The organism is Paraburkholderia sp. HP33-1 (assembly GCF_021390595.1).
In the GTDB taxonomy this organism is placed as follows: Bacteria; Pseudomonadota; Gammaproteobacteria; order Burkholderiales; family Burkholderiaceae; genus Paraburkholderia.
Window position 1 is genome coordinate 126,091 of sequence record NZ_JAJEJR010000002.1, and the last position, 21,859, is coordinate 147,949.

A 21,859-nucleotide genomic window follows, 5' to 3' on the forward strand; every position below is an offset into this window, starting at 1 on the left:
TCCCTATTGAAACGCTTTTGGCGAAATCCAACGCAAACACCGCGCTCATAGCCCGAAAAACGCCGCGCCCGCGGTCAGGATGCCCGCTGCCGCGACGCCATACGACAGATTGCGCAGCCAGTTCTTCCGCGTGAGCAGTGTGATCGCGCACAGCGCAATCGCGACCTGGATCAGCAGCGTCGCCTGGGCCCAGCGATGATGGCCGTGCAGCAGCGCTTCGCTGCGCGTGTCGGCGGCAACGACCTGTTTTTCGATCGCTTCGGCGTTCGCGCGGATCGGCTCCTTCTGCTGCTTGTATTTCTCTACGTCGGCGACGAATTTAGCGTGCGCGTCGCTAGTGGGTGCCGACAGCGCCGCGCCGAGTTCGGCGAGGTTTTCCTTCTCGCCCTTCGCCTGATAGTAGCTCCACTGGTTCGATGCTTCGGTCTTCTTGATGGCGGCTTCGTTCTTGTAGAACAGCGCGAGGTTTTCGGCGTTGCCGCTCTGGTACGCGCACAGTGCGCCGATCGTCGCGAGGATCGCGGTCATCACGGCCATGCGGCTCGCGAACGGATCGGCGTCATGATGCGCGGCCTGGCCGGCGTGTTCGACCGCATGATCGTGCGGCCCATGCACTTCATATTCTTCAGACATCTGATTCTCCAAGGCAATGCTTTCGTCGTTATCACCGGACGGTGCGAGCGCCCGGCGGCCTCAATCTTAGCGTGTCGCGCGCGAGACGGACGTTATTGCATGCGGATCACGACGCGTCCGCGCGTGCCGGCGGCGACCGCCTCGTAGGCTTCGCGTGCGCTGGCGAGCGCAAACTCCTGCGCGATCGCCGGGCCGCTCAGCTTGCCGTTGTCGAAGCCCTCGACGAGCGCCGTCAGCAGCGGTGCCGATTCCGCGACGCCGAGCTTCGCGCTATCGACGCCGAGCAATTGCGTCTCGTTGTGATAGAAATCGATCAGATCGAACTCTACTCGGCGCTTACCGGTCCCGCTGATTTCGAGCACGCGGCCGCGCCGTTTCACAAGGCTCAGCGCGGTTTCGAACGCCACGCCGCCGACCGTGTCGTAGACGACTTGCGCGCCCGCGCCGCTGGTCAGTTCGCGCACACGTTCGGCCGCGTGTTCGTCGAACGGCACGTAGGCGTCGATCAGGCGGCCCGCGGGCGTGGCCGGATCGAGCGGCCGGCGGTCGACCGCGATCACGCGCGCGCCGCGCGCTTTCGCGATCTGCACGACCGCGCCGCCGACACCGCCGCCCGCGCCAAGCACGGCAATGGTCTCGGCGGCCTGCAACTGCGCGTATTCGACCGTGCCGAGCCACGCGACCACGAAGTTCACGCCGATCGCCGCCGCCTCGGCGTGGCTCAACGCGACCGGCTTGCGCGACAGCGCCGCGATCGGGATCTGAATGTATTCGGCGTGCGTGCCGTCGCGCGTGAAGCCGATATCGCCGCCGGTGCCCCACACCTCGGCGTCGAGCCACGCGGCCGGCCCGTCCACCACCACGCCGCTGAAGTCGCGCCCCGGCGTGCGCGGCAGCACCGTGTGTTCGAAATGGCCGGATACGTTCTTCACGTCGCTCGGATTGACCGAGGCCGCCATGATCCGCACGACCGCATGGTCGGCGTCGGCCTGCGGCGTCGGCAGATCGACGTATTCGAGCACGTCGGGGCTGCCAAAGGATTTGAACTGGATCGCTTTCATCGTGCTTCGCTCCGATGGGTCTTGCGCCGCGTTACGCGGCGATTGCACGCAACCAGGCCTTAGCCCGCCTGTCCCGCCTCGTCCGCCTTCGGCGCCTGAGCATGCCGCTGATGATCGGCGGCCAGAAACATATACATCGCCGGCACGACGAACAACGTGAACAGCGTGCCGATCGACATCCCCGTGAAGATCACGAGCCCCATCGCGTTGCGGCCCGCGGCGCCTGCGCCCGACGCGATCACGAGCGGCACCACGCCGAGCACCATCGCCGCGGTCGTCATCAGGATCGGGCGCAGCCGTACCCCCGCGGCTTCCTCGACCGCTGCGCGCTTCGCGCGGCCCGCTCGCTGCAATTCGTTGGCGAACTGCACGATCAGGATGCCGTGCTTGCTGACGAGCCCCATCAGCGTAACGAGGCCGACCTGCGTGTAGATGTTCAGCGTCGTCAGGCCGATGTTGATGAAGATCAGCGCGCCGAACAGCGCCATCGGCACCGAGATCAGGATCACGATCGGATCGCGGAAGCTCTCGAATTGCGCCGCGAGCGCGAGGAACACGATGATCGTCGCGAGCATCAGCGTGATGACGAAGCCGCCCGACTCCTGCACGAACTGGCGCGACTCGCCCGAGTAATCGGCCGAATAGCCGGCCGGCGCGACCTGCGCGGTCGCCTGGCGCAGAAAATCGAGCACCTGGCCTTGCGACACGCCCGGAACGATCACGCCGGAGATCGTCGCCGAGTTCAACTGCTGGAAGTGATTGATCGATTCGGGCACGACGCTGCGCTTCAGATGCGCGACCGTCGACGCCGGAATCACGCTGCCGTCCGGCGTGCGCAGATAGTAGTCGAGCACCTGTGACGGATTGAGCCGGTCGGTCTGCAACACCTGCGGAATCACCTTGTACGAACGCCCGGCAATCGAAAAGTAGTTGACGTAGCCGCCGCCCAGCGCCGAACCGAGCGCCTGGCCGACGTCGCTTTGCGACAGTCCGAGCGAGGCCACCTTGTCGCGGTCGACGACGAGCACCGCTTCCGGCTTGTCGATCTTCAGGTCGCTATCGACGAAAAAGAACATGCCGCTCTCGCGCGCTTTTTCCAGCACCGCCTGCGACACCTCGTTGAGGTTTTCAAACGGCTCTGTCGTGCTGATCACGAATTGCACCGGTAGGCCCTGCGATCCGGGCAGGGGCGGAAACTGGAACGCCGCGACGCGCGCGCCCGCGATCTGATTCCACTTCTGCTGCAACTCCTGCTGCAGCACGGTCGCGTTCTTGCCACGCTGATCCCAGGTCTTGAACAGCACGCCGCCGATGCCCTGGTTGACAGTCGGCGAGCCCGTGAGCTGGAACATCTGCGCGTATTCGGGCAGCGTCTTCGACGCGTCGAACACCTGATCCGCGTAGGTCTGCATCTGCTGGATCGTCGCGTTCGGCGGCCCGATGACCTGCGAGAGCACGACGCCCTGGTCTTCCTGCGGCGCGAGTTCCGACTTCGAGGTCATGAACAGATACACCGTGCCGCACAGCAACAGCGCGCCCATGATCACGAACACGGGCCAGGTATCGAGCGTCGAGTGCAACAGGCGGCCGTAGCCGCGATGCACGCGCTCGAACTGGCGGTCGACGAAACGCGTGAAGCGCCCCGACTCCTGCTCGGCGCGGAAGAAGCGCGAGCACATCATCGGCGACAACGTGAGCGCGATCACGCCCGACACCGTCACCGCGCCCGCAAGCGTGAACGCGAACTCGGTGAAGAGCGCGCCCGTCAGCCCGCCCTGGAAGCCGATCGGCGCGTATACGGCGATCAGCACGACGGTCATTGCGAGGATCGGCCCGCCGAGTTCGCGCGCGGCGATCAACGCGGCGTCGAACGGCGCCCTGCCTTCCTGCTTCATATGACGGTCGACGTTTTCGACGACGATGATCGCGTCGTCCACGACGAGCCCGATCGCGAGCACGAGCGCTAGCAGCGTCAGCAGATTGATCGAATAACCGAGCACCTGCATTACGAAGAACGTGCCGATCAGCGACAGCGGCATCGCGATCAACGGCACGATCACCGCGCGGAAGCTGCCGAGAAACAGGAAGATCACGATGGAGACGATCACGAGCGCTTCGACGAGCGTCTTGATCACTTCCCTGATCGCGGTGTTGACGAAGTCGGTCGCGTCATAAACGATGTCCCCCGTCATGCCGGTCGGAAACTGCTTCTGCAGATCGGGAAACACGGTTTTCACGCGCTTCGCCACGTCGAGAATGTTCGCGTCCGGCGCGACCTTAATGCCGATGAACACTGACCGCTTGCCGCTGAACGCGACGTTGAAGTCGTAGCTGTCGGCGCCGAGCACGACGTTCGCGACATCTTCGAGACGCACGATCGAGCCGTTCCTCTGCTTGACGACGAGTTGCTTGAAGTCGTCGACGGTATGCAGGTCCGTGCCCGCATCCAGGTCGACGCTGACCATTTGCCCCTTCGTCGTGCCGAGCGTCGCGAGATAGTTGTTGTTGCCAAGTGCGGTGAACACGTCGCTCGCGCTGACGCCATGCGCGGCGAGCCGCGCCGAATCGAGCCACGCGCGCATGGCGAACTGGCGGCCGCCGAGCACTTCGGCGGTCTGCACACCCTGGATCGAATCGAGCTTTGGCTTGACCACACGCAGCAGGTAATCGGTGACGTTGTTGCTCGGCAGCACGCTGCTGTAGAAGCCCATGTACATCGCGTCGGTGGTCTGCCCGGTCTGTACCGTGAGCACCGGCTGCTGCGCCTGCGGCGGCAACTGGTTGCGCACCGAGCTGATCTGCGTGTTGACCTCGGTCAGCGCGCGGTTCGCGTCGTAGTTCAGGCGCAGCGTCGCGACGATCGTCGAGACGCCCGTGACGCTCGTCGATGACATGTAGTCGATGCCCTGCGCCTGCGCGATCGCCGCTTCGAGCGGCTGCGTGATGAAGCCGGCGATCGTGTCCGGGTTCGCGCCATAGTAGGCCGTCGTGATCGTGACGACCGCGTTCTCGGTCTGCGGATACTGGCTGACCTTGAGCACCGCGAGCGCGCGCAGCCCAAGCACGAGGATCAGCAGGCTCACGACCGAAGCGAGTACCGGCCGGCGGATGAAGATGTCCGTGAACATGATCGGGCGGCCTCGCTTACTGTTCCTGTGGCGCCGGATTCGGACTGTCCGACGGCTGGACGCGGTTATCGATGATGAGCGGCGTGCCGTTCTTCAGCTTGATCTGGCCGCTCGTCACGACCTGCGCACCGTCGCCGACGCCCTTGAGAATCGCCACCTGGTCGCCGCGCGTCGGACCCGGCGTCACGAACACCTGTTGCGCGACGGGCAGCGTCTTGCCCTGCGCGTTGGGCTGCGTGCCGGGCGTCACGATGAACACGGTCGCGCCGTACGGGTTGTAGGTGATCGCCGTTTGCGGCAGCGTCAGGTAGCGTGCCGCGGCGCCCGAGTCGATCTTCACGTTCGCGTACATGCCCGGCAGCAGCTTGCGCTCGCGATTGTCGACGCTCGCTTCGATCTGCACGTTGCGCGTCGCGCTATCGACTTTCGGGCTTACCGACTGGATCTTGCCGGTGAAGGTTTGTCCGCTGTACGCGTTGGTATCGACGCTGACGCTCGCGCCGATCGCGAGCTGACCGAGCTGCTGTTGCGGCACCGAGAAGTCGGCGTAGATCGGATCGATCGCTTGCAGCGTGACGATCGCATCGCCCGGATTCAGGTATTGCCCCGGATTGATCGTCGTGATGCCGAGGCGCCCCGCGAACGGCGCACGAATGGTCTTCTTGTCGACGAGCGCCTGCTGTTGCGCGACCTGCGCCTTTTTGCCCTTGAGGTCGGCAGCGTCCGCGTCGAGCTGCGCCTTCGCGATCGCCTTGATGTCGTACTGCGCGCGGTCGCGCTCGTAGACCGTCTGCGCGAGTTCGGCCGCGGCCTGCAGCGATTGCAGCAGCGCAACGTCGCTGTCGGCATTGAGCCGCACGAGGATCTGCCCGGCTTTCGCTTCCTGCCCCGACACGAACGCGACCTCGCGCACGAGGCCCGCGACTTCGGTCGTCACGTCGACGCCGCGCACCGCGCGCAGGCTGCCGACTGCCGCGAGCTGCGGCTGCCACGACTGATAGTGGACCACCACCGCCGAGACCGTCGCGGGCGGCGCGGTGTTGGCCGCCATGAACTTCGCGAACATGTGCGCGCGGAACAGGTTGAAGCCGACCAGCAAGGCGAGCAGCAGGCCGACGCTGATCAGCATGATCACCATCCGCTTTGTCATCGGTTTTCGTTCGGTCATCGTGACGTCCTTGCTCGGCGTGGGGCGCGGTCAATGCGGCGCAGCGGCGGACTCGGGCACGGCGGCATTCCACCAGCCGCCGCCGAGCGCCTGGAACAGGGCCGCCGTATCGGCGTAGCGCGCTGCCTGCGCCTGCGCGAGACTCACCACCGTTTGCTGATACTGGCGTTGGGCATCGAGCAGCGCGAGGTAACTCACGCCGCCGACGCGATACTGCCCGCGCGTCAGTTCGAGCGAATCGCTCGCGGCGCGCGACGCGTCGGTCTGCGCCCTGAGGCCGGTCGCGTCGTGTTCGAGCGCACGCAGCGTGTCCGCGACGTTCTGGAATGCGAGCAGCACGGTCTCGCGGTATTGCGCGTCGGCCTGCTCGTAGGCAGCCTCGGCCGCGCGCTTTTGCGCGCTCAGCTGGCCGCCGTGAAAGACCGGCTGCAGCAGGCCCGCGCCGATGCTCCAGATCGTGCTGCCCGCCCTGAGCACCTCGGCGGGCGTCAACGCCTCGGCGCCGTAGCTTGCGGACAGCGTGATCTGCGGATACATCGCTGCGGTCGCGACGCCGACCTGCGCGCTCGCCTGATGCAGCGTGGCGTCGGCGGCGAGGATATCGGGGCGCTGGCGTACCAGCGACGACGGCAGGCTCACGGGCAGCGTGTCGGGCAGCGAGAACATGTCGAGCGTGAAGTCGGGCACCGTGGTGTCGCTAGGCAGCTTGCCGGCCAGCACCGCAAGCTGATGACGTGCCTGATCGAGCTGCTGGTGCAGCGGCGGCAGCGTCGCGCGGGTCTGCGCGAGCAGCGTTTCCTGCGCGAGGACGGCCGCGCGGCTCACGCCGCCGAGTCCGAACTGCTGGTCGAGCACGCTCAGTTGCTGTTCTTCCTCGGCGGCGATCCGCTCGGTCGCGTCGATCTGCGCGCGCACCGACGCCTCCTTGACGGCGGCGGTCACGATGTTTGCCGATATGGCGAGATAGGCGGCCTGCAACTGGAAGCGCTGATAGTCGATCTGCGCGTGTAGCGCTTCGAGTTCGCGCCGCGCGCCGCCGAACACGTCGAGCTTGTACGAGACGTTGACCGACGCGTTGTAGAGATTGAATTCCTCGATGAGGCCGGGCTGGCCGAACGCGATGCCGTTCACTTTTTCGCGCGTGGCGCTCAGTTGCGCGTCGACGCTCGGCAGCAAGGTGCCGCCCGCCTGCGCGCTGAAATTTTCGCGGGCTTGTCGCAATGCGGCCTGCGCCGAGGCCATGTTGGGACTGTTGGCGATGGCCTCGCGGATCAGCGTGTCGAGCGGCTCGCAATGAAAGAGCGTCCACCACGCGGCGGGGATGTCCTGGGCCGGGGCGAAACGCTGCGGCAGACCGGCGGGACCGGGCGCGGAGGCGGTCTGCTCGGGCAGCGGCGTGGCGGTGAAGGTGTTGGTGGCCGGCGCGGGCGGCGAGTGGTAGTCGGGGCCGACCATGCAGCCGGTCAGCGCGACGCAGCCCCACAGTGCAATGTAGAGGCGTTGCCAGACAATACGCTGACTCACGTCGATCATCGATCTACCTTGTATCGCCAGTGGCGGGTGGACCGGACAAAGACGTTCAGGTCACCCGAACGTTCCTGGAGTTTTCTTGCCGACGCTGGAATTTACCACGCACGGTGTCGGTCGCGCTTGGCCCGGAATTCGCTGGCTGACGAAGGTGGGTACGAGATCACGTAGGAGGGGTTGGCGCTCGCTGATTCGATCGCCCCCGGTGTTACCGGGCCGCGTCCGCCGCTCGCCGCTGCGCGATCAGATCGGCGAGCCGCTCGATCTGCTGCCCATTCGCATCGAAATTACCAGCGTCGAGCCACTGCTGATAACACGAGCGCAACGCCGGCCATTCGCTGTCTATGATCGAATGCCACGCCGTGTCGCGATTGCGCTCGCGGTAGACGATCGCCTGCCGGAAGATCCCCTCGAATGTGAATCCATAGCGAAGCGCGGCCTTGCGCGATGGCTCGTTCAGCGAATCGCATTTCCATTCGAAGCGTCGATAACCGAGCTTGTCGAACACTTCGCCGAGCAGCACGAACATCGCATCGGTCGCGATGCGCGTGCGCTTGAGCCGCGGCGAATACGTAACGTTGCCGACTTCGATCACGCCGTTGGCGGGATCGATCCGCATCAGCGAAAGCGTGCCGACCGGCTTGGCCGTAGCGAGGTCGATCACCGTGTAGTGCAGCGGATCTTTCGATGCCGCCATCTGCGTCAGACGCTCACGATAGGCCGCAAGGCTGTCGAACGGGCCGATCGCCAGATAGGTCCAGTCGCGGTCATCGGGGGCCGAGCGGTACGCGTCGAAGAGGTCCGCCGCGTGGCGCTCGACGTCGACCGCTTCGAGCCGGCAATAGCGGCCGGTCATCGGCTCGCGGCCCGGCGGCTGCGCGCCGTGCCAGCCGGGCACGGGCGCGCCGATCGGCTGGCCGTAGGCGTTACGTGTGGGTTCCATGTCTGTTCTCCTGTCGATGCAGGAACGATACGACAAACGTGGTATGTTCAAAAGATCCACGACACGCCTATTCGATAGATCCAGTCACCATGATCGAAATCATCGGACCGCTCGTCCATGCTGAGGACGCCATCGCCGCAAGCGGCGTCGCCCGGCCCGCGCCACTGCAAAAGCAGCTGATCGAACGTCTGCAACAGGCGATTCTCGCGGGCCGACTGCCGGCCGGGTCGCTGCTGCCGTCGTCGCGGCTGCTCGCCGCCGAAATGGGCGTGTCGCGCAACACGGTAGTGATCGCGTACGAGCATCTCGCGGCGGTCGGCTATGTGATCGCCGATCGCCAGGGCACGCGCGTGAGCCCGCTGTCGAGCCCCGCCGCGCGTGGCGACCCGGCGGCGGCTTCGGCCTTGCCGCAGGTTGCGTACGCGGCGCGCGTCGGGCAGTTCGCGGCGTCGCACCATCACGCCGACAACGCGTATGCGCTAACCCCAGGCACGCCTGCACTCGACCGTTTCCCGCTTGCCGCTTGGCGGCGCGCGCTCGAACGGGCCATGGAGCGCGCGCTACCGCGCGCGCTCGGCTACGGCCCGCCCACCGGCGAGCCCGCGCTGCGCGACGCGATCGCCGCGCATCTGCGAATGGCGCGCGGCGTGCGCTGCGACGGCTCGCAGGTCGTGATCACCGAGGGCGCGCAGGAAGCGCTGAACCTGTGCGTTCGTCTGCTGACCAACCCCGGCGATATCGCGTGGATCGAGGACCCCGGCTATCGCGGCGCGAAGGCCGCGTTCAACGCCGGTGACTTGCGCATGCAGCCGATTCCCGTCGACGCCGAAGGCATGGCCGTGCCGGCCGACGCCTGGGCCACGCGTGCGCCGAAGCTGATCTACACGTCGCCCGCGCATCAGTATCCGACGGGCGCGGTGCTGTCGGTGGCGCGCCGGCTCGCGCTGATCGCGCAGGCGCGGCGCGGCGGCGCGTGGCTGATCGAAGACGATTACGACGGCGAGGTGCGCCACACCGGCGAGCCGATCGCGAGCATGCAGGGCCTCGTCGACGAGGCGCCGGTGCTGTACGTCGGCTCGTTCAGCAAGACGATGTTTCCGGCTTTGCGCATTGGTTTCGTCGTGCTGCCGCGCGCGATTGCCGCGCATGCCGCCGTTGCGCTGCAGGAAATGCTGCGCGGTGGGCATCGGCTGGAGCAGCTGGCGCTGGCGCACTTCATCGAAAGCGGCGAGTTCGGGCGGCATCTCGGGCGGATGCGGCGGCTTTACCGCGAGCGCCAGCAGGCGCTGCGCGAGGCGCTGGCCGAGCATTTCCCGGCAGCGACGATTCTCGGCGGCGATTGCGGCATGCATCTGACGCTGCGGCTGCCCGCGTCCCTCGACGATCGCGCGCTCGCGGCGCGTGCTCAGTCGCGGGGGCTCAATCCGCGCGCGCTATCGGGGTTCGCGCTGGGGGCGACGGCTGAGACGAACGGGCTCGTGATCGGGTATGGCAATACGGAGGCGGAGCGCTTGGGTCCTGCGGTGAAAGCGCTGGCGGAGTTGGTGTGGGAGATGGCGGCTGAGGGGCGTATCACGCCGGGCATATAAGTTCTACGTTTGTCCGCCCGGTCCATGTCGCGCTATCGTGTCGTATGCGCGGCGAATACGCAGTACCGATGTGCTGGTTTGCCCGCATGTGCCGCGGTTGCCCGACCCGACGGGCGGGGCGCTCGTGCGACAGGCGATGGGCACGAACAATGCGTTGAGTGTGGTTATCGATGACGATCTATCCGACCGGAGACGACATGAAGGAAATCGAACCGACCCCGTGGTTTGACCTGAGCATCCATACGCCCGTCCGCGAAGGCTGGTACGAGGTGCAGTTGGCGAGCGGGGACACGGCGTTTGCGAAATATGGCGACGGCGTGTGGACCGAAAAACCGTTGCTCGTGTTCACGCACTGGCGCGGACTGTCCGCCGATCCGGCGAAAGCCGACGAGGGCGCGGCCGAGTCGATCAGCGCCGAGGCCACCGCGGCGCAGGGCGTGCGCGCCGCCTGGAACGCGTTCTTCCCGGGACTCGGCGACGAACAGCACAAGCCGCTCGATGCGGCGCCGAACGGCAAAGCGCCTCATTGAGGATCCCCTGATATTCGTTTGATGTCTTGCCGGGCGGCGGCTCGCGTGTTGCCGCCTGGCAGTTCGATTCGCCCGGCATCCACGCAGTGACGGGCTTATGCGTTCCCTTCGGTTTCGCCTTCGGCGAATGCCTTGAGCGCATCGCCCGCCAGACGGTAACGCACCCATTCGCTTTGCGGATTCGCGCCGATCGACTTGTAGAAGCCGATGGCCGGCTCGTTCCAGTCGAGCACGCTCCATTCGAAGCGGCCGCAGCCGGTTTCGCAGGCGATTTGCGCGAGATGGCGCAGCATCCGTTTGCCCGCGCCGCTGCCGCGCGATGCCGGCGACACGTACAGGTCTTCCAGATAAAGCCCCTGTTTGCCAAGCCACGTCGAATACGAAAAGAAGTACACGCAAAAACCGACGGGCTCGCCGTTCATTTCGCAGATCAGCGCTTTCGCGGGCGCGCCCGCGGAAAACAGGCTCTTTTCGATGTCTTTGACGCCGGCGACGACTTCGTGCTCGGCTTTCTCGTAGACCGCGAGTTCGGTGATGAAGCGCAGGATCAGGGTGGCGTCGGAAGCGGTGGCGGGGCGGATGTGAATCGTCAAGGTTTAGTGCTCGATGTGTTCGGGGGTGAATCGTGGCCGGCTGACGGCGCGCGCCAAACGCGCCGGCGCCGGAATAGACTCACATCGTAGCAAAGAGCCCAAGGCCCCGCCAAAGACCCCGTCAAAGACGGACGGGGCCTTTGAGGTTTCCTACAGGCCGAACGCGAAGAATTTCTGCGGCCCTGGTCCGTTCGTCGAGCCAGAGCCCCAAAACACCACACCGTCCGCAATGGCCGGTCCGGCATTGCACGCACCGCCGCTATTGTATGACCACAGTGTTTTTCCGTTGGAAGCATTGAGGGCGTACATCGTGCCATTCACGTAGTCGAGATTGCATCCGAAGACCACGCCATTTGCGACACTCACGGCTGCTTCCGCGCGGCTTCCGAGCGGATCCGGAGTAGTCCATATTACTGCGCCGGAATTCACGTTAAGCGCTGCCCAGCCTCCAGACGTGGTGGTGCCACCGCCTTGTGCCAATTGCCATATGCCAGGCGTCGTACCCGAGCCAGTCATCCCGCTGTTCGATGCCGCAACATAAATGAAATGGCCATCATTGGCCGATCCCCACTGGAGACCGCCTGTCAGTCCACCCGGGGCGACCTGCGTGGACCAACGCAGAGCGCCTGTGTCTTCATCGAATGCCCAGAACATCCCGCTCTTCTGCCCCGCGCCGACTAGTCTGCCAGCGTTGCCGTTACCCCCGAAGAGCATCGGTCCTTGTGCGAAGTCCCAATCCGGACCCTTCGGATTGGGGCAGTTGGCATTCGGCGGAAGGGTAAAGACGCCCGGGACATTGAGACCGCAGCCAACATTCCACGTGTCGTATGGCAAGCCACGTGCGGACCATTTGAGGTCGCCGGTGGTCATGTCTAGCGCAAGGATCGAGTCGAAGTGGTCGTTCGGATCGATGCACGCTGTCGGCGTGCCACCATTGTTCAGGCAGTCAAGTACGGCCTGCGGCACGGCCCAGTTGTTGCCGGAGCCCATGAACACAGTATTGCGCTGAACGTCCACGGCGCCCGTGCTGCCCCAGACGGAGCCGCCGTAATAACCCTCCGGCATCGTGTAGGTTTGCCACTTGATTGCGCCGGTCGCGACATCGAGCGCGACGACGCTGCCGCGGAACGTCCACTGCCATGCAGGCGGGGGGACATAGGCGGCGATCAATTCTTCGTTCGATGCGATCCCTACGAAAGCCGTACCGTTCGCGATGACGGCCGACTGCGTGACCATTGAATACGTGGTCTTGTCGACCCGGGTGTTCCAAAGTAGGGCGCCCGTGTTCTTGTCAACGGCAAAGACATGGGCTCCTTGTGGGCTCGACAGCTTGCCGCTCTGATTGCCGAGTATCAGTGCGTTTCCGGAGATAGCGGGCGTTGCGCGCGCGTAGTCGTTGGGGATGCCGGTATAGGACGATACAAGGTTCTTCCAGATAATGTCGCCGGTCTTCCGGTCGACCTTGTAAAGATATCCCGCGGAATCCGGGAAATAGGCATAGCCCTCATCGAGGGCAGGGGTCGCCGTCACGTTTCCGGTTGTACTGATTGCCCATAGCTCGTGAAGCGAACCGGCCGTCTTCGGACTGATCGACGATTCATTTTCCTGATTCCGGGAGTTCATCAATCCGTTACCCGAAGTCGGCCAATCAGTCGCATATGCGACACTACTCGTTATCAAGCCAAGTAGCAGCGCGCACGTTGAACACAACGTGTCAGTTCTCATGTCATCTCCTCCGGACTCGTTTGTAAGTTGTGCGTTCACGCTTTTGCGAAGCGCGAATTTTGGTAGTTCGGACAACAACGTAAACAATCTGTAGCGCGGGGCGGGGGCAATCGAGAATATCGTGAACGTCTATTCAGGGACCATTGACGCATTGGCGTAATGTACGGAATCGCACAGAGCGAGTCATAACAGCACAGCTTGCCAATGCTGCTTGACACATTGCGAAGTTCTTTTCGATGCAATTACGTTACTTGCACAAAACGAGTTCGCGAAATGGTTGTGGCGCTGGGAAAGAGGTCGTGACTTGACTAGACGAACGGGATAGTTCAACAGAAGGGATCAAGCGCATTGCACCGCTTTAACTCTTCGGCAACACAGACCTACCACGCGGCTTTCGCGGCTTGGGCTCGACCCCCACACGCGGATCACGCTCAAGTACAAGCGCCGTCAGTTGTTCGACAGTGTCTTCAAACGCAGGATCCTCCTGCGGCACATAAAGCCATTTCCCGAGCACCGGGTGAGGTCGCAACGCAGGCATATCGGCAATTAAAGCAGCATGGCGTTCCTGCGACGTGCAGACGAGCAGCCCATTCCACGGCTTATTGCGATCGGCGGCAATCAGACACAGCAGCCCATCGATATACGCAGCGTCGCTACCAAACATCCGCCTGCGCACATATGTCGGATCGCGTTCGAATGCGTCGAAGATCCAGAGGAGCGAATTGCTGATCGAAGAGGGCATTGGTGGAAAATTCCGGCAAGCGGAGGCGAACGAAGATAAGTCTACGCAAATTCTCCGGGCACGGCAGACCAGCCGATTGAAGGTCGAGCAAGCGCGGCCAGGTAACATGTATCCAATCCCGGCGACCCTATCGGAACTCGTTCGATCCAGACCATGCAAGCTCATACCGACGCCACCGCTGCCTACACGAAGCGCTTCGAAACCGTCCTCGCCTATATCGACGCAAACATCGAGGGCGATCTGTCGGTCGGCGCGCTAAGCCGCATCGCAAACTTTTCGAAGTTCCATTTTCATCGACAGTTTGCCGCGTATGTCGGTCTACCCGTCGCACGCTACGTGCAGCTGATGCGCTTGCGTCGCGCGGCCCACCGCCTTGCCTCGCAAGCGTCCTGCACGGTGCTCGATGCCGCGCTCGACGCGGGCTTCGACAGCCCCGAAGCCTTCAGCCGTGCATTCAAGCGTGCCTTCGGCCTGGCGCCGAGCGCGTTCCGGCGGCACCCGGCATGGCATATCTGGAGCGCGAATTTTGTGGTTCCTTATCTTTCGAGGAAGCTGATCATGCAAGTGCAAATCGTCGATTTTGCTGAAACCCGTGTTGCCGCGCTCGAACACCGTGGTCCACTCGGACTCGTCAACGAGAGCGTGCGCAAGTTCGCCGAGTGGCGTATTCAAAGCGGGCAATCGCCGGTGGCGTCGAGCAGAACGTTCGGCATTCCGCGCGGCAATCCGGACACCGTGCCAGCAGGAGCATTCCGCTTCGATATCTGCGGAGAGATCGACGAACCCGTCGCGTCGAATCACTATGGTGTGCGCGAACTCATCATTCCGGGCGGACGGTGCGCGGTGGTTCGGCACACGGGATCGACCGACCACATCGGCGAGACGATCTACCCGATCTATCGCGACTGGCTGCCTTCGAGTGGAGCAGAGTTGCGGGACCATCCGCTGTTTTTCCACTACCTGAGCGTTTATCCTGAGACGCCGCTCGATCAGTGGCAGACGGATATCTATCTTCCGTTGGTGTGATTGGAGGATGGGGTGCGCAATCCGAGGCCGCAAAGGCGATTTTGCCGTCCGCGCTTCGTGTCATCACCGGAACCACTCGATACACCCACATGTCAAAAAACGATGTCACCCTTCCGTATGCATTTGGGGAGATATCAAATGGCTGCCACGCAATCAGGGGTAATGCCCCTCTCCGATGAGGAGGCTCGGCGCCAGTTGCGCCGCGCTGTCATCGCCAGCACGATTGGTACCACGATCGAATGGTATGACTTCTTCCTGTACAGCATCGTCACAGGTCTTGTATTCGCGAAGCTGTATTTTCCAGAATCGGACCCGCTCGTCGGCACACTCCAGGCTTTTACAATTTACGCTGTCGGCTTTATTGCGCGACCGGTGGGCGCGGCAATTTTCGGCCACTATGGCGATCGCATCGGGCGTAAAGCCACGTTAATCGTGACGCTATTGCTGATGGGACTCGCGACGTTTGCCGTGGGCTTTGTTCCGACCTACGCGACGATCGGCATCTGGGGGGCAATCGTGCTCACGGTGCTGCGCTTCATTCAGGGCGTGGGCGTTGGCGGCGAGTGGGGCGGCTCGGTGCTGATGTCGATGGAATGGGCACGCACCAACAAGCATCGAGGTTTCGTCGCGTCCTGGCCGCAGTTCGGCGTACCGGCGGGATTGTTCATTGCGAACCTGGCGGTGCTGGCCACAAGCCAGATCTCCGGCAGCGCATTTCTCACGTGGGGCTGGCGGGTGCCGTTTTTCCTCAGTATCGTGCTGGTTGCGATTGGCCTTTATATTCGCTTGAGTATTCTCGAGACGCCGATTTTCGCGAAGCTGCTCGCTGAGCGCAGGATAGAGAAGGCGCCGATGCGCGAAGTATTGCGCCGGCAGCCGAAAGACATTCTTCTGTCGGCCTTTGCGCGCATGGCCGAACAGGCGCCTTTCTATATTTTCACGGCCTTTATATTCACCTATGGCGTGATGAGGCTGGGCGTTTCACGCGACCTGTTGCTCACGGCGGTGCTGGCCGCCGCGGTGCTGGAATTATTTACGATTCCGTTCTTTGGTCACGTGTCTGATCTGATCGGACGGCGACGCATGTACGTGATCGGCGCCGCTGCTGCCGGGCTATTCGGTTTTCTGTATTTTTTCATGCTCGGCACCCGTAACCCCATATTGATCTTTGTGGCCATCGTGCTTTCGCTGGTGCCGCATGCGATGATGTATGGTCCCCAGGCCGCGTTGATCGCCGAATCGTTCACGGGGCGTCTGCGTTACAGCGGTGCGTCGATGGGTTACCAGTTGGCTTCCGTCATTGCCGGCGGTCCGGCACCGTTGATTGCGACTGCGCTCTACGCTTACTTCCATTCGGGCTTTGCGGTGGCGTGGTATGTCTTCGCGTGCGCGGTGATTAGCGTGGCCGCCGCTATGCAATTGGGCGATCGCACGAATAAGGACATTTCGCGGGAATACGACGACGTGCATGCGATGCATGACAAGAGACATGCCACTCCGTGATCGATCCAGCGGATGGCCGGCCACAGCGGCCATCCGCCGAATCGGCCATCAACTCTTCAGCGGCAACCAGACTTCGACTCCACCCATCCCCGTCACCGGATCGAACTGTTCGCCATACCGTTCGAAAAGCGGTGCATCGGCAGGCACGTGCCCTGATGCGGGCAACCACTGATTCCAGATCGTATTCATCGTGCGGCGAATGCCCGAGATATGCTCGCGATGACTGAACACCGCATACCGTTGCGCAGCGATACGTACACGGCTCAATTCGGGCGGCAATGCCGAAAAATCGCCGACTTCGACGCCGCACATGTAGTCGAAGTTACCGAGTTCATCGGCGTTATAGCTGACACCATAAGCCACCATGCCGACCTGTCCCGGCACCCTGCCGTACCAGGCGCCAAAGCGCTGCCATTGCGACGGAATCGCTTTGCTGGTCTCGCACGTATAGCGTTCGCTCAGTCCGGCGATGAGAAACGGCTTGCCGTCTTCGAAACGTGGCGGTTCCAGATGAGTCAGAAGGGTTTCGTCCATTTTGATCGGCTCCACGATGCTCAGGTTGTCGAGATGACCCCGCGCGCGCAGCGCATCGGGCGTGAGCCCGAACTGCTCGCGAAACGCGCGCGTGAATGCTTCGTGAGAGCCGTAACCGGCATCGATGGCGAGCGCCAGAATGTTGGGCGCTCCGCCGGCGAGCCGCTGCGCGGCAACGCTCAAACGACGCGCGCGCACGTAGCGCATGACCGAAAGCCCGGTTGCCGCTTCGAACGCGCGCGCCAGATGAAAGCGCGACACGCATGCGCAACGGGCGATGTCGTCGAGCGTCAACTCGCCGGCGAAGTGGCTTTCGATAAACCAGAGCGCTTTTCCAACCGGATTCATCTCGGCTCTCATGTCAGCATGAAGCCAGCATAGTCAGCGGCGAACTCACGCATTTGATCGTGCTTGCGGTTTTGCAGTGGCGGCTGAGGGCGGAGTCGAATCCGCCACGTCACGATGCACACCCGCGGCACCAACCGCCTGCCCCGGCCTCAACAACACGCCACCCAGCACGCCGGCCACCGCCGCAAAAACCGCTCCAGACAGAAACGCGACGTGATATCCGCTGTTCAGCGCAGCCGCGGCACTCGATGACGCCTGCATCGCCTCGCTGCGCGCCGCGGCAAGACTCGCGAGCACCGCGAGCCCGAGCGCCCCGCCCATCATGAACGACGTGTTGACGATGCCCGACGCGAGGCCCGAATCGGCGGGATCGACGTCGCTCATCGCGGCGAGCAGCAGCGGATTGAACGCGATGCCCGCGCCGAAGCCGAGCAGGATCATGCCGGGCAACACGTCGGGCACGAAGCTGCCGTCGACGGGCGCGCGCGCGAACAGCGCAAGCCCGCATGCCGCGACCAGCAGGCCCGCCGCGAGCGGTCGACGCAGCCCGAAGCGCATCACCACGCGCGCCGATAGGCCCAGCGAAAAGAGTCCCATGATCAGGTTCGCGGGCAGAAACGCGAGCCCGACCTGCAACGGCCGATAGCCGAGCACGCGCTGCAGATACAGCGCCGAAATAAAGAACCACGCGAACATTGCCGCGGCCCACAACACGCCGACCACGTTCGCGGTCGCGACATTGCGCAAACGCAGCAGACCGAGCGGCATCAACGGATGCTCGACTCTCGATTCGATCGCGAGGAACGCGGCAAGGAGCACAAGCGCGGCAGACAGCAGACCGAGCGTTTGCGCCGAAGTCCAGCCCGCTTCGTTGCCGTTGACGACCGCATAGACCGCGAGCATCAGCGACGCAGTCACGCTGAGTGCGCCGGCCACGTCGAGCCGTTCGCCGTGCGCGTGTCCGCGCGCGGCGGGCAGCAGCGCGAGGCACAGCGCGTACACCGCAATGCCGATCGGCAGATTGACCAGAAAGATCCAATGCCAGCTCAGCAGGTTCGTCAGCAGTCCGCCGAGCAGCACGCCGATGCTGCCGCCGCCCGCGCAGACGAAGCCGTATACGCCCATCGCTTTCGCCCGTTCGCCCGATTCAGTGAACAGATTCATGATCAGCGACAACGACACCGCCGAGACGATCGCACCGCCCAGACCTTGGACGGCGCGCGCGGCGACCAGCAGCACTTGCGAATCCGCGAGGCCGCAGGCGAGGGAAGCGAGCGTGAACAGCGTGATGCCGAAGAGAAACAGCTTGCGGTGTCCGTACAGATCGCCAAGCCGTCCACCGAGCAGCAGGAAGCCGCCGAACGTCAGCATGTATGCATTGACGACCCAGACGAGCGAGGTTTGGCTGAAGCCGAGATCGGCTGCGATGGACGGCAGCGCGACGTTCACGATGGTCGTGTCGAGCACGATCATCAGCACGCCGAGGCAGAGCACGATGAGCGCGAGCCAGCGCTGTTTGTCATGGAGGGGATGAGCCATGCGGAGGCCCCTTTTGCGCGGATTGTGACGATTACCGCCGATGGGCTTTCGAGTCTAGCACCCCCGCATATCGCGCCCAACTACGAAATCCTGGGCGCACTGTTAGACCTTCGACTTATCCCCCATCAACTCATTCGACGGCAACGTCTCATCAAGCAACTTCCTCGCACTTTCAATCCCCGCCACCGGCAAGCCCTCGGGATTGAGCAGCCCCACCTGCACGAGCACTGAAGCCTGATCCCAATAGATGTGCTCGTTATAAAGCTTGTCGCCGCGGAAGCACACCACGGCGAGCATCGGCACCTCGAAGTACTTGCCGGTCGGCGCGACGCCGGGCAGCAGCCAGTCGATCTCGCAGCTATGCGTACAGCTGAAGATGAACTCATCGACGACGCGATCCGAGCCGATCGTGCGCGAAATCGGAATCAGCTTCGTGTCGGGCGGATTCGAGTTGACGAAGTGATGCGTGTAAAAGCGCTTCAGATTGTCGTGCCCGACGCCGCCCGTCATTGTCGGTACGTGATTGACGTAGGGCTCGGCGACCATCGTCGGCATCACCGCGTCGACGTCGCGTGTCGCAAACTCGTGATAGCAATGCGCTTCCCACAGCGCGTTCAGATCGTAGACCGGACCGAGCACCTTGCGCAGCAGCGCGAGCGTGCGCGAGTACGCCATCATTGCGGCGGGCTTGTCATATTGCTTGCGCTGCGGCGCGGCGAACGCGTGATCGCAGCCGGGGTACACGTATTGCTCGATTTGCGCTCGCGTGCGCAATGTGGCGCTAATGCGCTCGCGCGTTTCAGGCGGGCAGAGCGCGTCGTTTTCGGGGAAGTGGAACACCATCGGGCAATGGATGGCCGGCACTTCGTCGAGATGGGCTTCGAGACCCACGCCGTAGTAGCTGACCGCGCAATCGACGTCGGTGCGCGCCGCGCTCAGAAACGCGAGCTTGCCGCCCAGGCAGTAGCCGATCACGCCTACTTTGCCCGCCTGCTCGGGCAGCTCGCGCAACGTGGCGGCGGTGGCGGCGATATCCTTGACCGCGAGATCAGCATCGAACTGGCCCAGATAACCGAGAGCCTGTTGGATGTCGGCGTCGCCGTAGCCCAGCGAGATGCCGGGCTTGATGCGCCAGAACAGATCGGGCACGAGTACGACGTAACCTTCTTCGGCATAGCGATCGGCGGTCGCCTTCATCGTCTCGTTGACGCCGAAGATTTCCTGCAGCAACACGAGCCCCGGGCCCGAGCCCTGCGCGGGGCGCGCGACATAAGCGTTGAAACGGCCGCCATCGTGGGCGACGACTTCGATAAAAGAGCCGGCCATGCAGTCTGTCTCCAGTCTCATGAAAGATCGGGGTTACGTCATCGTGCGTAACTCGAAACGCTTGAGCTTGCCGGTTTCGGTGCGCGGTAGCGCGCCGACGAAGGTGATGACGCGGGGATATTTATACGGCGCCACGTTATTTTTCACGAAATCCTGCAGTTGCGCGACCAGTTTACAGCCCACCGAGCCTGAACGTGAACGCGATCAGGCAGACGTTGTCTGCGGCGGTATCGCAGGCGGTGAAGTGCTCGGGTTTGTTGACGGCGAGCGCTTCGAGCGAATCGGCTGACTCGTCGTGAAAGCGGCGCGTCTGCTTCAGCGCCGCGAGCGCGGTGACGGTCGACAAAAGCGCTCTTACAAGGCCCCCGGGGAATCCGACGCCTTTCCTTCATCTGCTGAGTCAGCATCGTACAACCACACCTGTCCGTCGCATCGGGCGCAGATGGCCAGCGCTCGCGCATGCGACGCATCCGGTCGCAATACGGTGCCACGGTATGCGCACGCGGCGCACACGTATGTGTAACGCACCTCATTGAGTATCTGCATCAACGGTCTCCCGGCCGGAATGGTTTGCATTGCGACCATGACGTTGCTGTGATTCTAGGAAAGTAAAACCTTCTTAATGCTTTCAGCTGGGGTGGCTTCTGATGGGGGTTTTCCACGATGAAATGGGCTGACTCCTCTCATGGAAATCCCTTGTACGCAAAGCTTCGTCTTGAAAGCGTCAGGAAAGATTCACGCTTCCACAATCGGTCCGTCGATGCACAGAGGCAGCACTTCGCTGCCAACAACAATGGAGACTATCGATGCGACAGAAATTGAAGGCGTTTCGTCAGATTACCGGCGCTTGCTGCCTGCTGTTCGGCCTTGCCGCTCAGCAGCATGCAATGGCCGCCGGCAGCGAGAAGATCACCATCATGGTCGGCGGCATCACCAAGCTGATCTATCTGCCTGCGCGCCTGACCGAGCAGCTCGGCTACTTCAAGGACGAAGGACTCGATGTCGAATTGCTGTCGCAACCTGCCGGCGTCGATGCTGAAAACGAACTGCTGGCGGGTGCCGTCCAGGCTGTCGTAGGTTTCTACGATCACACGATCGATCTGCAAACCAAGGGCAAGGATGTCAAGGCGATCGTCGTGTTCGGCCAGGTGCCGGGCGAGGTCGAAATGGTCTCTACCAAGGCGGCCGACACGATCAAATCCATGGCCGACGTCAAGGGCAAGACTCTGGGCGTGACCGGCCTCGGTTCGTCAACCAGCTTTCTGACGCAGTACCTTGCCGGCCAGCACGGCATCCAGTCGACCGAATACACAATGCTGCCAGTCGGCGCTGACGCCAGCTTCATTGCTGCAATCAAACAAGGCCGTATCGACGCCGGTATGACAACGGAGCCTACCGTGTCGGCGCTGCAGAAAGCCGGCGACGCGAAAGTGCTCGTCGACATGCGTTCGGTGGAAGGCACGAGAGCCGCACTGGGCGGCACCTATCCCGCATCGAGTCTATACGTGCAGGCAGCGTGGGCTGATTCGCACAAGACGGAAGCCACGAAGCTCGCCCATGCGTTCGTGCGCACGATGCAATTTATCCACACGCACAGCGCTGAGGAAATCGCGGCGAAGATGCCCGACGACTATCAGAAAGACAAGCCGCTCTACGTGAGCGCGCTGAAGGCCTCTTTGCCGATGTACACGGCAGACGGAAAGATGCCGGCCGACGGTCCGGCAACCGTACTCAAGGTTCTGTCGGCGTTCAACCCATCGGTCAAGGGCAAGAATGTCGAGTTGACAAAAACCTACACGAACGAGTTTGTCAGTTCGAAATAGGCGACTGGCGCGTCAGGCCCCAAGCCGCAACGGAATCGCGCAAGCGATGCAAAGTCTCGGTGGTGAATTTGCACGCGGTGCCACGAACAGCATGCGTGATCCGGGCGCCGGATCACGACTC

The 21,859-nt window shown here is 63.1% G+C and carries 18 protein-coding genes and 1 pseudogene; 5 read left to right on the top strand and 14 right to left on the bottom strand.

Annotated elements, in window-relative coordinates; translation table 11 throughout:
• Positions 1 to 45 precede the first annotated feature (45 nt).
• From L0U81_RS16645 to L0U81_RS16670, 6 genes are all read right to left on the bottom strand, one after another.
• Positions 46 to 633: a DUF4337 domain-containing protein gene (locus tag L0U81_RS16645; RefSeq protein ID WP_233804610.1), complete on the bottom strand. Its 588-nt coding sequence runs from the start codon at positions 631 to 633 to the stop codon at positions 46 to 48.
• A gap of 92 nt (positions 634 to 725) precedes the next feature.
• Positions 726 to 1,694 (bottom strand): quinone oxidoreductase family protein, encoded by a 969-nt coding sequence (locus tag L0U81_RS16650; RefSeq protein ID WP_233804612.1) that lies wholly within the window; start codon positions 1,692 to 1,694, stop codon positions 726 to 728.
• A gap of 59 nt (positions 1,695 to 1,753) precedes the next feature.
• Positions 1,754 to 4,822 carry an efflux RND transporter permease subunit gene (locus L0U81_RS16655; RefSeq protein ID WP_267957007.1) on the bottom strand — a complete coding sequence of 1,023 codons (3,069 nt, stop codon included), beginning with the start codon at positions 4,820 to 4,822 and terminating at the stop codon, positions 1,754 to 1,756.
• A gap of 16 nt (positions 4,823 to 4,838) precedes the next feature.
• Positions 4,839 to 5,990 (bottom strand): efflux RND transporter periplasmic adaptor subunit, encoded by a 1,152-nt coding sequence (locus L0U81_RS16660; protein ID WP_233804613.1) that lies wholly within the window; start codon positions 5,988 to 5,990, stop codon positions 4,839 to 4,841.
• Between the two features lie 30 nt (positions 5,991 to 6,020).
• Positions 6,021 to 7,523 carry an efflux transporter outer membrane subunit gene (locus L0U81_RS16665; protein WP_233804615.1) on the bottom strand — a complete coding sequence of 501 codons (1,503 nt, stop codon included), beginning with the start codon at positions 7,521 to 7,523 and terminating at the stop codon, positions 6,021 to 6,023.
• 202 nt (positions 7,524 to 7,725) lie between these two features.
• Complete coding sequence (locus L0U81_RS16670) at positions 7,726 to 8,460, bottom strand: GNAT family N-acetyltransferase (protein ID WP_233804617.1); 735 nt, start codon at positions 8,458 to 8,460, stop codon at positions 7,726 to 7,728.
• An 89-nt stretch (positions 8,461 to 8,549) separates the two neighbouring features.
• Between L0U81_RS16670 and pdxR the strand changes: the two genes are divergently transcribed.
• The gene (gene pdxR, locus L0U81_RS16675) at positions 8,550 to 10,049 is read left to right on the top strand and encodes a MocR-like pyridoxine biosynthesis transcription factor PdxR (protein ID WP_233804618.1); all 1,500 of its coding nucleotides are present in this window, start codon (positions 8,550 to 8,552) and stop codon (positions 10,047 to 10,049) included.
• 197 nt (positions 10,050 to 10,246) lie between these two features.
• Complete coding sequence (locus L0U81_RS16680) at positions 10,247 to 10,579, top strand: hypothetical protein (RefSeq protein WP_233804620.1); 333 nt, start codon at positions 10,247 to 10,249, stop codon at positions 10,577 to 10,579.
• Positions 10,580 to 10,674: 95 nt separating this feature from the next.
• Here L0U81_RS16680 and L0U81_RS16685 read toward each other — a convergent pair whose 3' ends face one another.
• From L0U81_RS16685 to L0U81_RS16695, 3 genes are all read right to left on the bottom strand, one after another.
• Positions 10,675 to 11,172, bottom strand: coding sequence for a GNAT family N-acetyltransferase (locus L0U81_RS16685; protein WP_233804622.1), 498 nt, complete (start codon positions 11,170 to 11,172; stop codon positions 10,675 to 10,677).
• A gap of 150 nt (positions 11,173 to 11,322) precedes the next feature.
• On the bottom strand, positions 11,323 to 12,897 hold the full coding sequence (locus L0U81_RS16690; RefSeq protein ID WP_233804623.1) for an outer membrane protein assembly factor BamB family protein: 1,575 nt from the start codon (positions 12,895 to 12,897) through the stop codon (positions 11,323 to 11,325).
• A gap of 358 nt (positions 12,898 to 13,255) precedes the next feature.
• On the bottom strand, positions 13,256 to 13,639 hold the full coding sequence (locus L0U81_RS16695) for a hypothetical protein (protein ID WP_233804625.1): 384 nt from the start codon (positions 13,637 to 13,639) through the stop codon (positions 13,256 to 13,258).
• Positions 13,640 to 13,792: 153 nt separating this feature from the next.
• Between L0U81_RS16695 and L0U81_RS16700 the strand changes: the two genes are divergently transcribed.
• Both L0U81_RS16700 and L0U81_RS16705 read left to right on the top strand, forming a co-directional pair.
• Positions 13,793 to 14,665 carry an AraC family transcriptional regulator gene (locus L0U81_RS16700; protein ID WP_233804626.1) on the top strand — a complete coding sequence of 291 codons (873 nt, stop codon included), beginning with the start codon at positions 13,793 to 13,795 and terminating at the stop codon, positions 14,663 to 14,665.
• Between the two features lie 138 nt (positions 14,666 to 14,803).
• A complete protein-coding gene (locus L0U81_RS16705; RefSeq protein ID WP_233804628.1) occupies positions 14,804 to 16,168 on the top strand; it encodes an MFS transporter in 1,365 nt (454 codons plus the stop codon).
• A 48-nt stretch (positions 16,169 to 16,216) separates the two neighbouring features.
• Here the strand turns inward: L0U81_RS16705 and L0U81_RS16710 are convergent, their stop codons facing one another.
• From L0U81_RS16710 to L0U81_RS16725, 5 genes and pseudogenes are all read right to left on the bottom strand, one after another.
• Positions 16,217 to 17,050, bottom strand: a complete 834-nt coding sequence (locus tag L0U81_RS16710; RefSeq protein ID WP_233804630.1) for an AraC family transcriptional regulator — start codon at positions 17,048 to 17,050, stop codon at positions 16,217 to 16,219.
• Positions 17,051 to 17,095: 45 nt separating this feature from the next.
• Positions 17,096 to 18,589 (bottom strand): DHA2 family efflux MFS transporter permease subunit, encoded by a 1,494-nt coding sequence (locus L0U81_RS16715; protein ID WP_233804631.1) that lies wholly within the window; start codon positions 18,587 to 18,589, stop codon positions 17,096 to 17,098.
• 102 nt (positions 18,590 to 18,691) lie between these two features.
• Positions 18,692 to 19,915 (bottom strand): dienelactone hydrolase family protein, encoded by a 1,224-nt coding sequence (locus L0U81_RS16720; protein WP_233804632.1) that lies wholly within the window; start codon positions 19,913 to 19,915, stop codon positions 18,692 to 18,694.
• Positions 19,916 to 19,948: 33 nt separating this feature from the next.
• A pseudogene (locus L0U81_RS33540) lies at positions 19,949 to 20,089 on the bottom strand (AMP-binding enzyme); the annotation flags it as partial.
• Complete coding sequence (locus L0U81_RS16725) at positions 20,088 to 20,261, bottom strand: hypothetical protein (protein WP_233804634.1); 174 nt, start codon at positions 20,259 to 20,261, stop codon at positions 20,088 to 20,090. The pseudogene L0U81_RS33540 and the gene L0U81_RS16725, both read right to left, overlap by 2 nt.
• Before the next feature lie 460 nt (positions 20,262 to 20,721).
• Between L0U81_RS16725 and L0U81_RS16730 the strand changes: the two genes are divergently transcribed.
• The gene (locus tag L0U81_RS16730; protein WP_233804636.1) at positions 20,722 to 21,738 is read left to right on the top strand and encodes an ABC transporter substrate-binding protein; all 1,017 of its coding nucleotides are present in this window, start codon (positions 20,722 to 20,724) and stop codon (positions 21,736 to 21,738) included.
• Positions 21,739 to 21,859 lie beyond the last annotated feature (121 nt).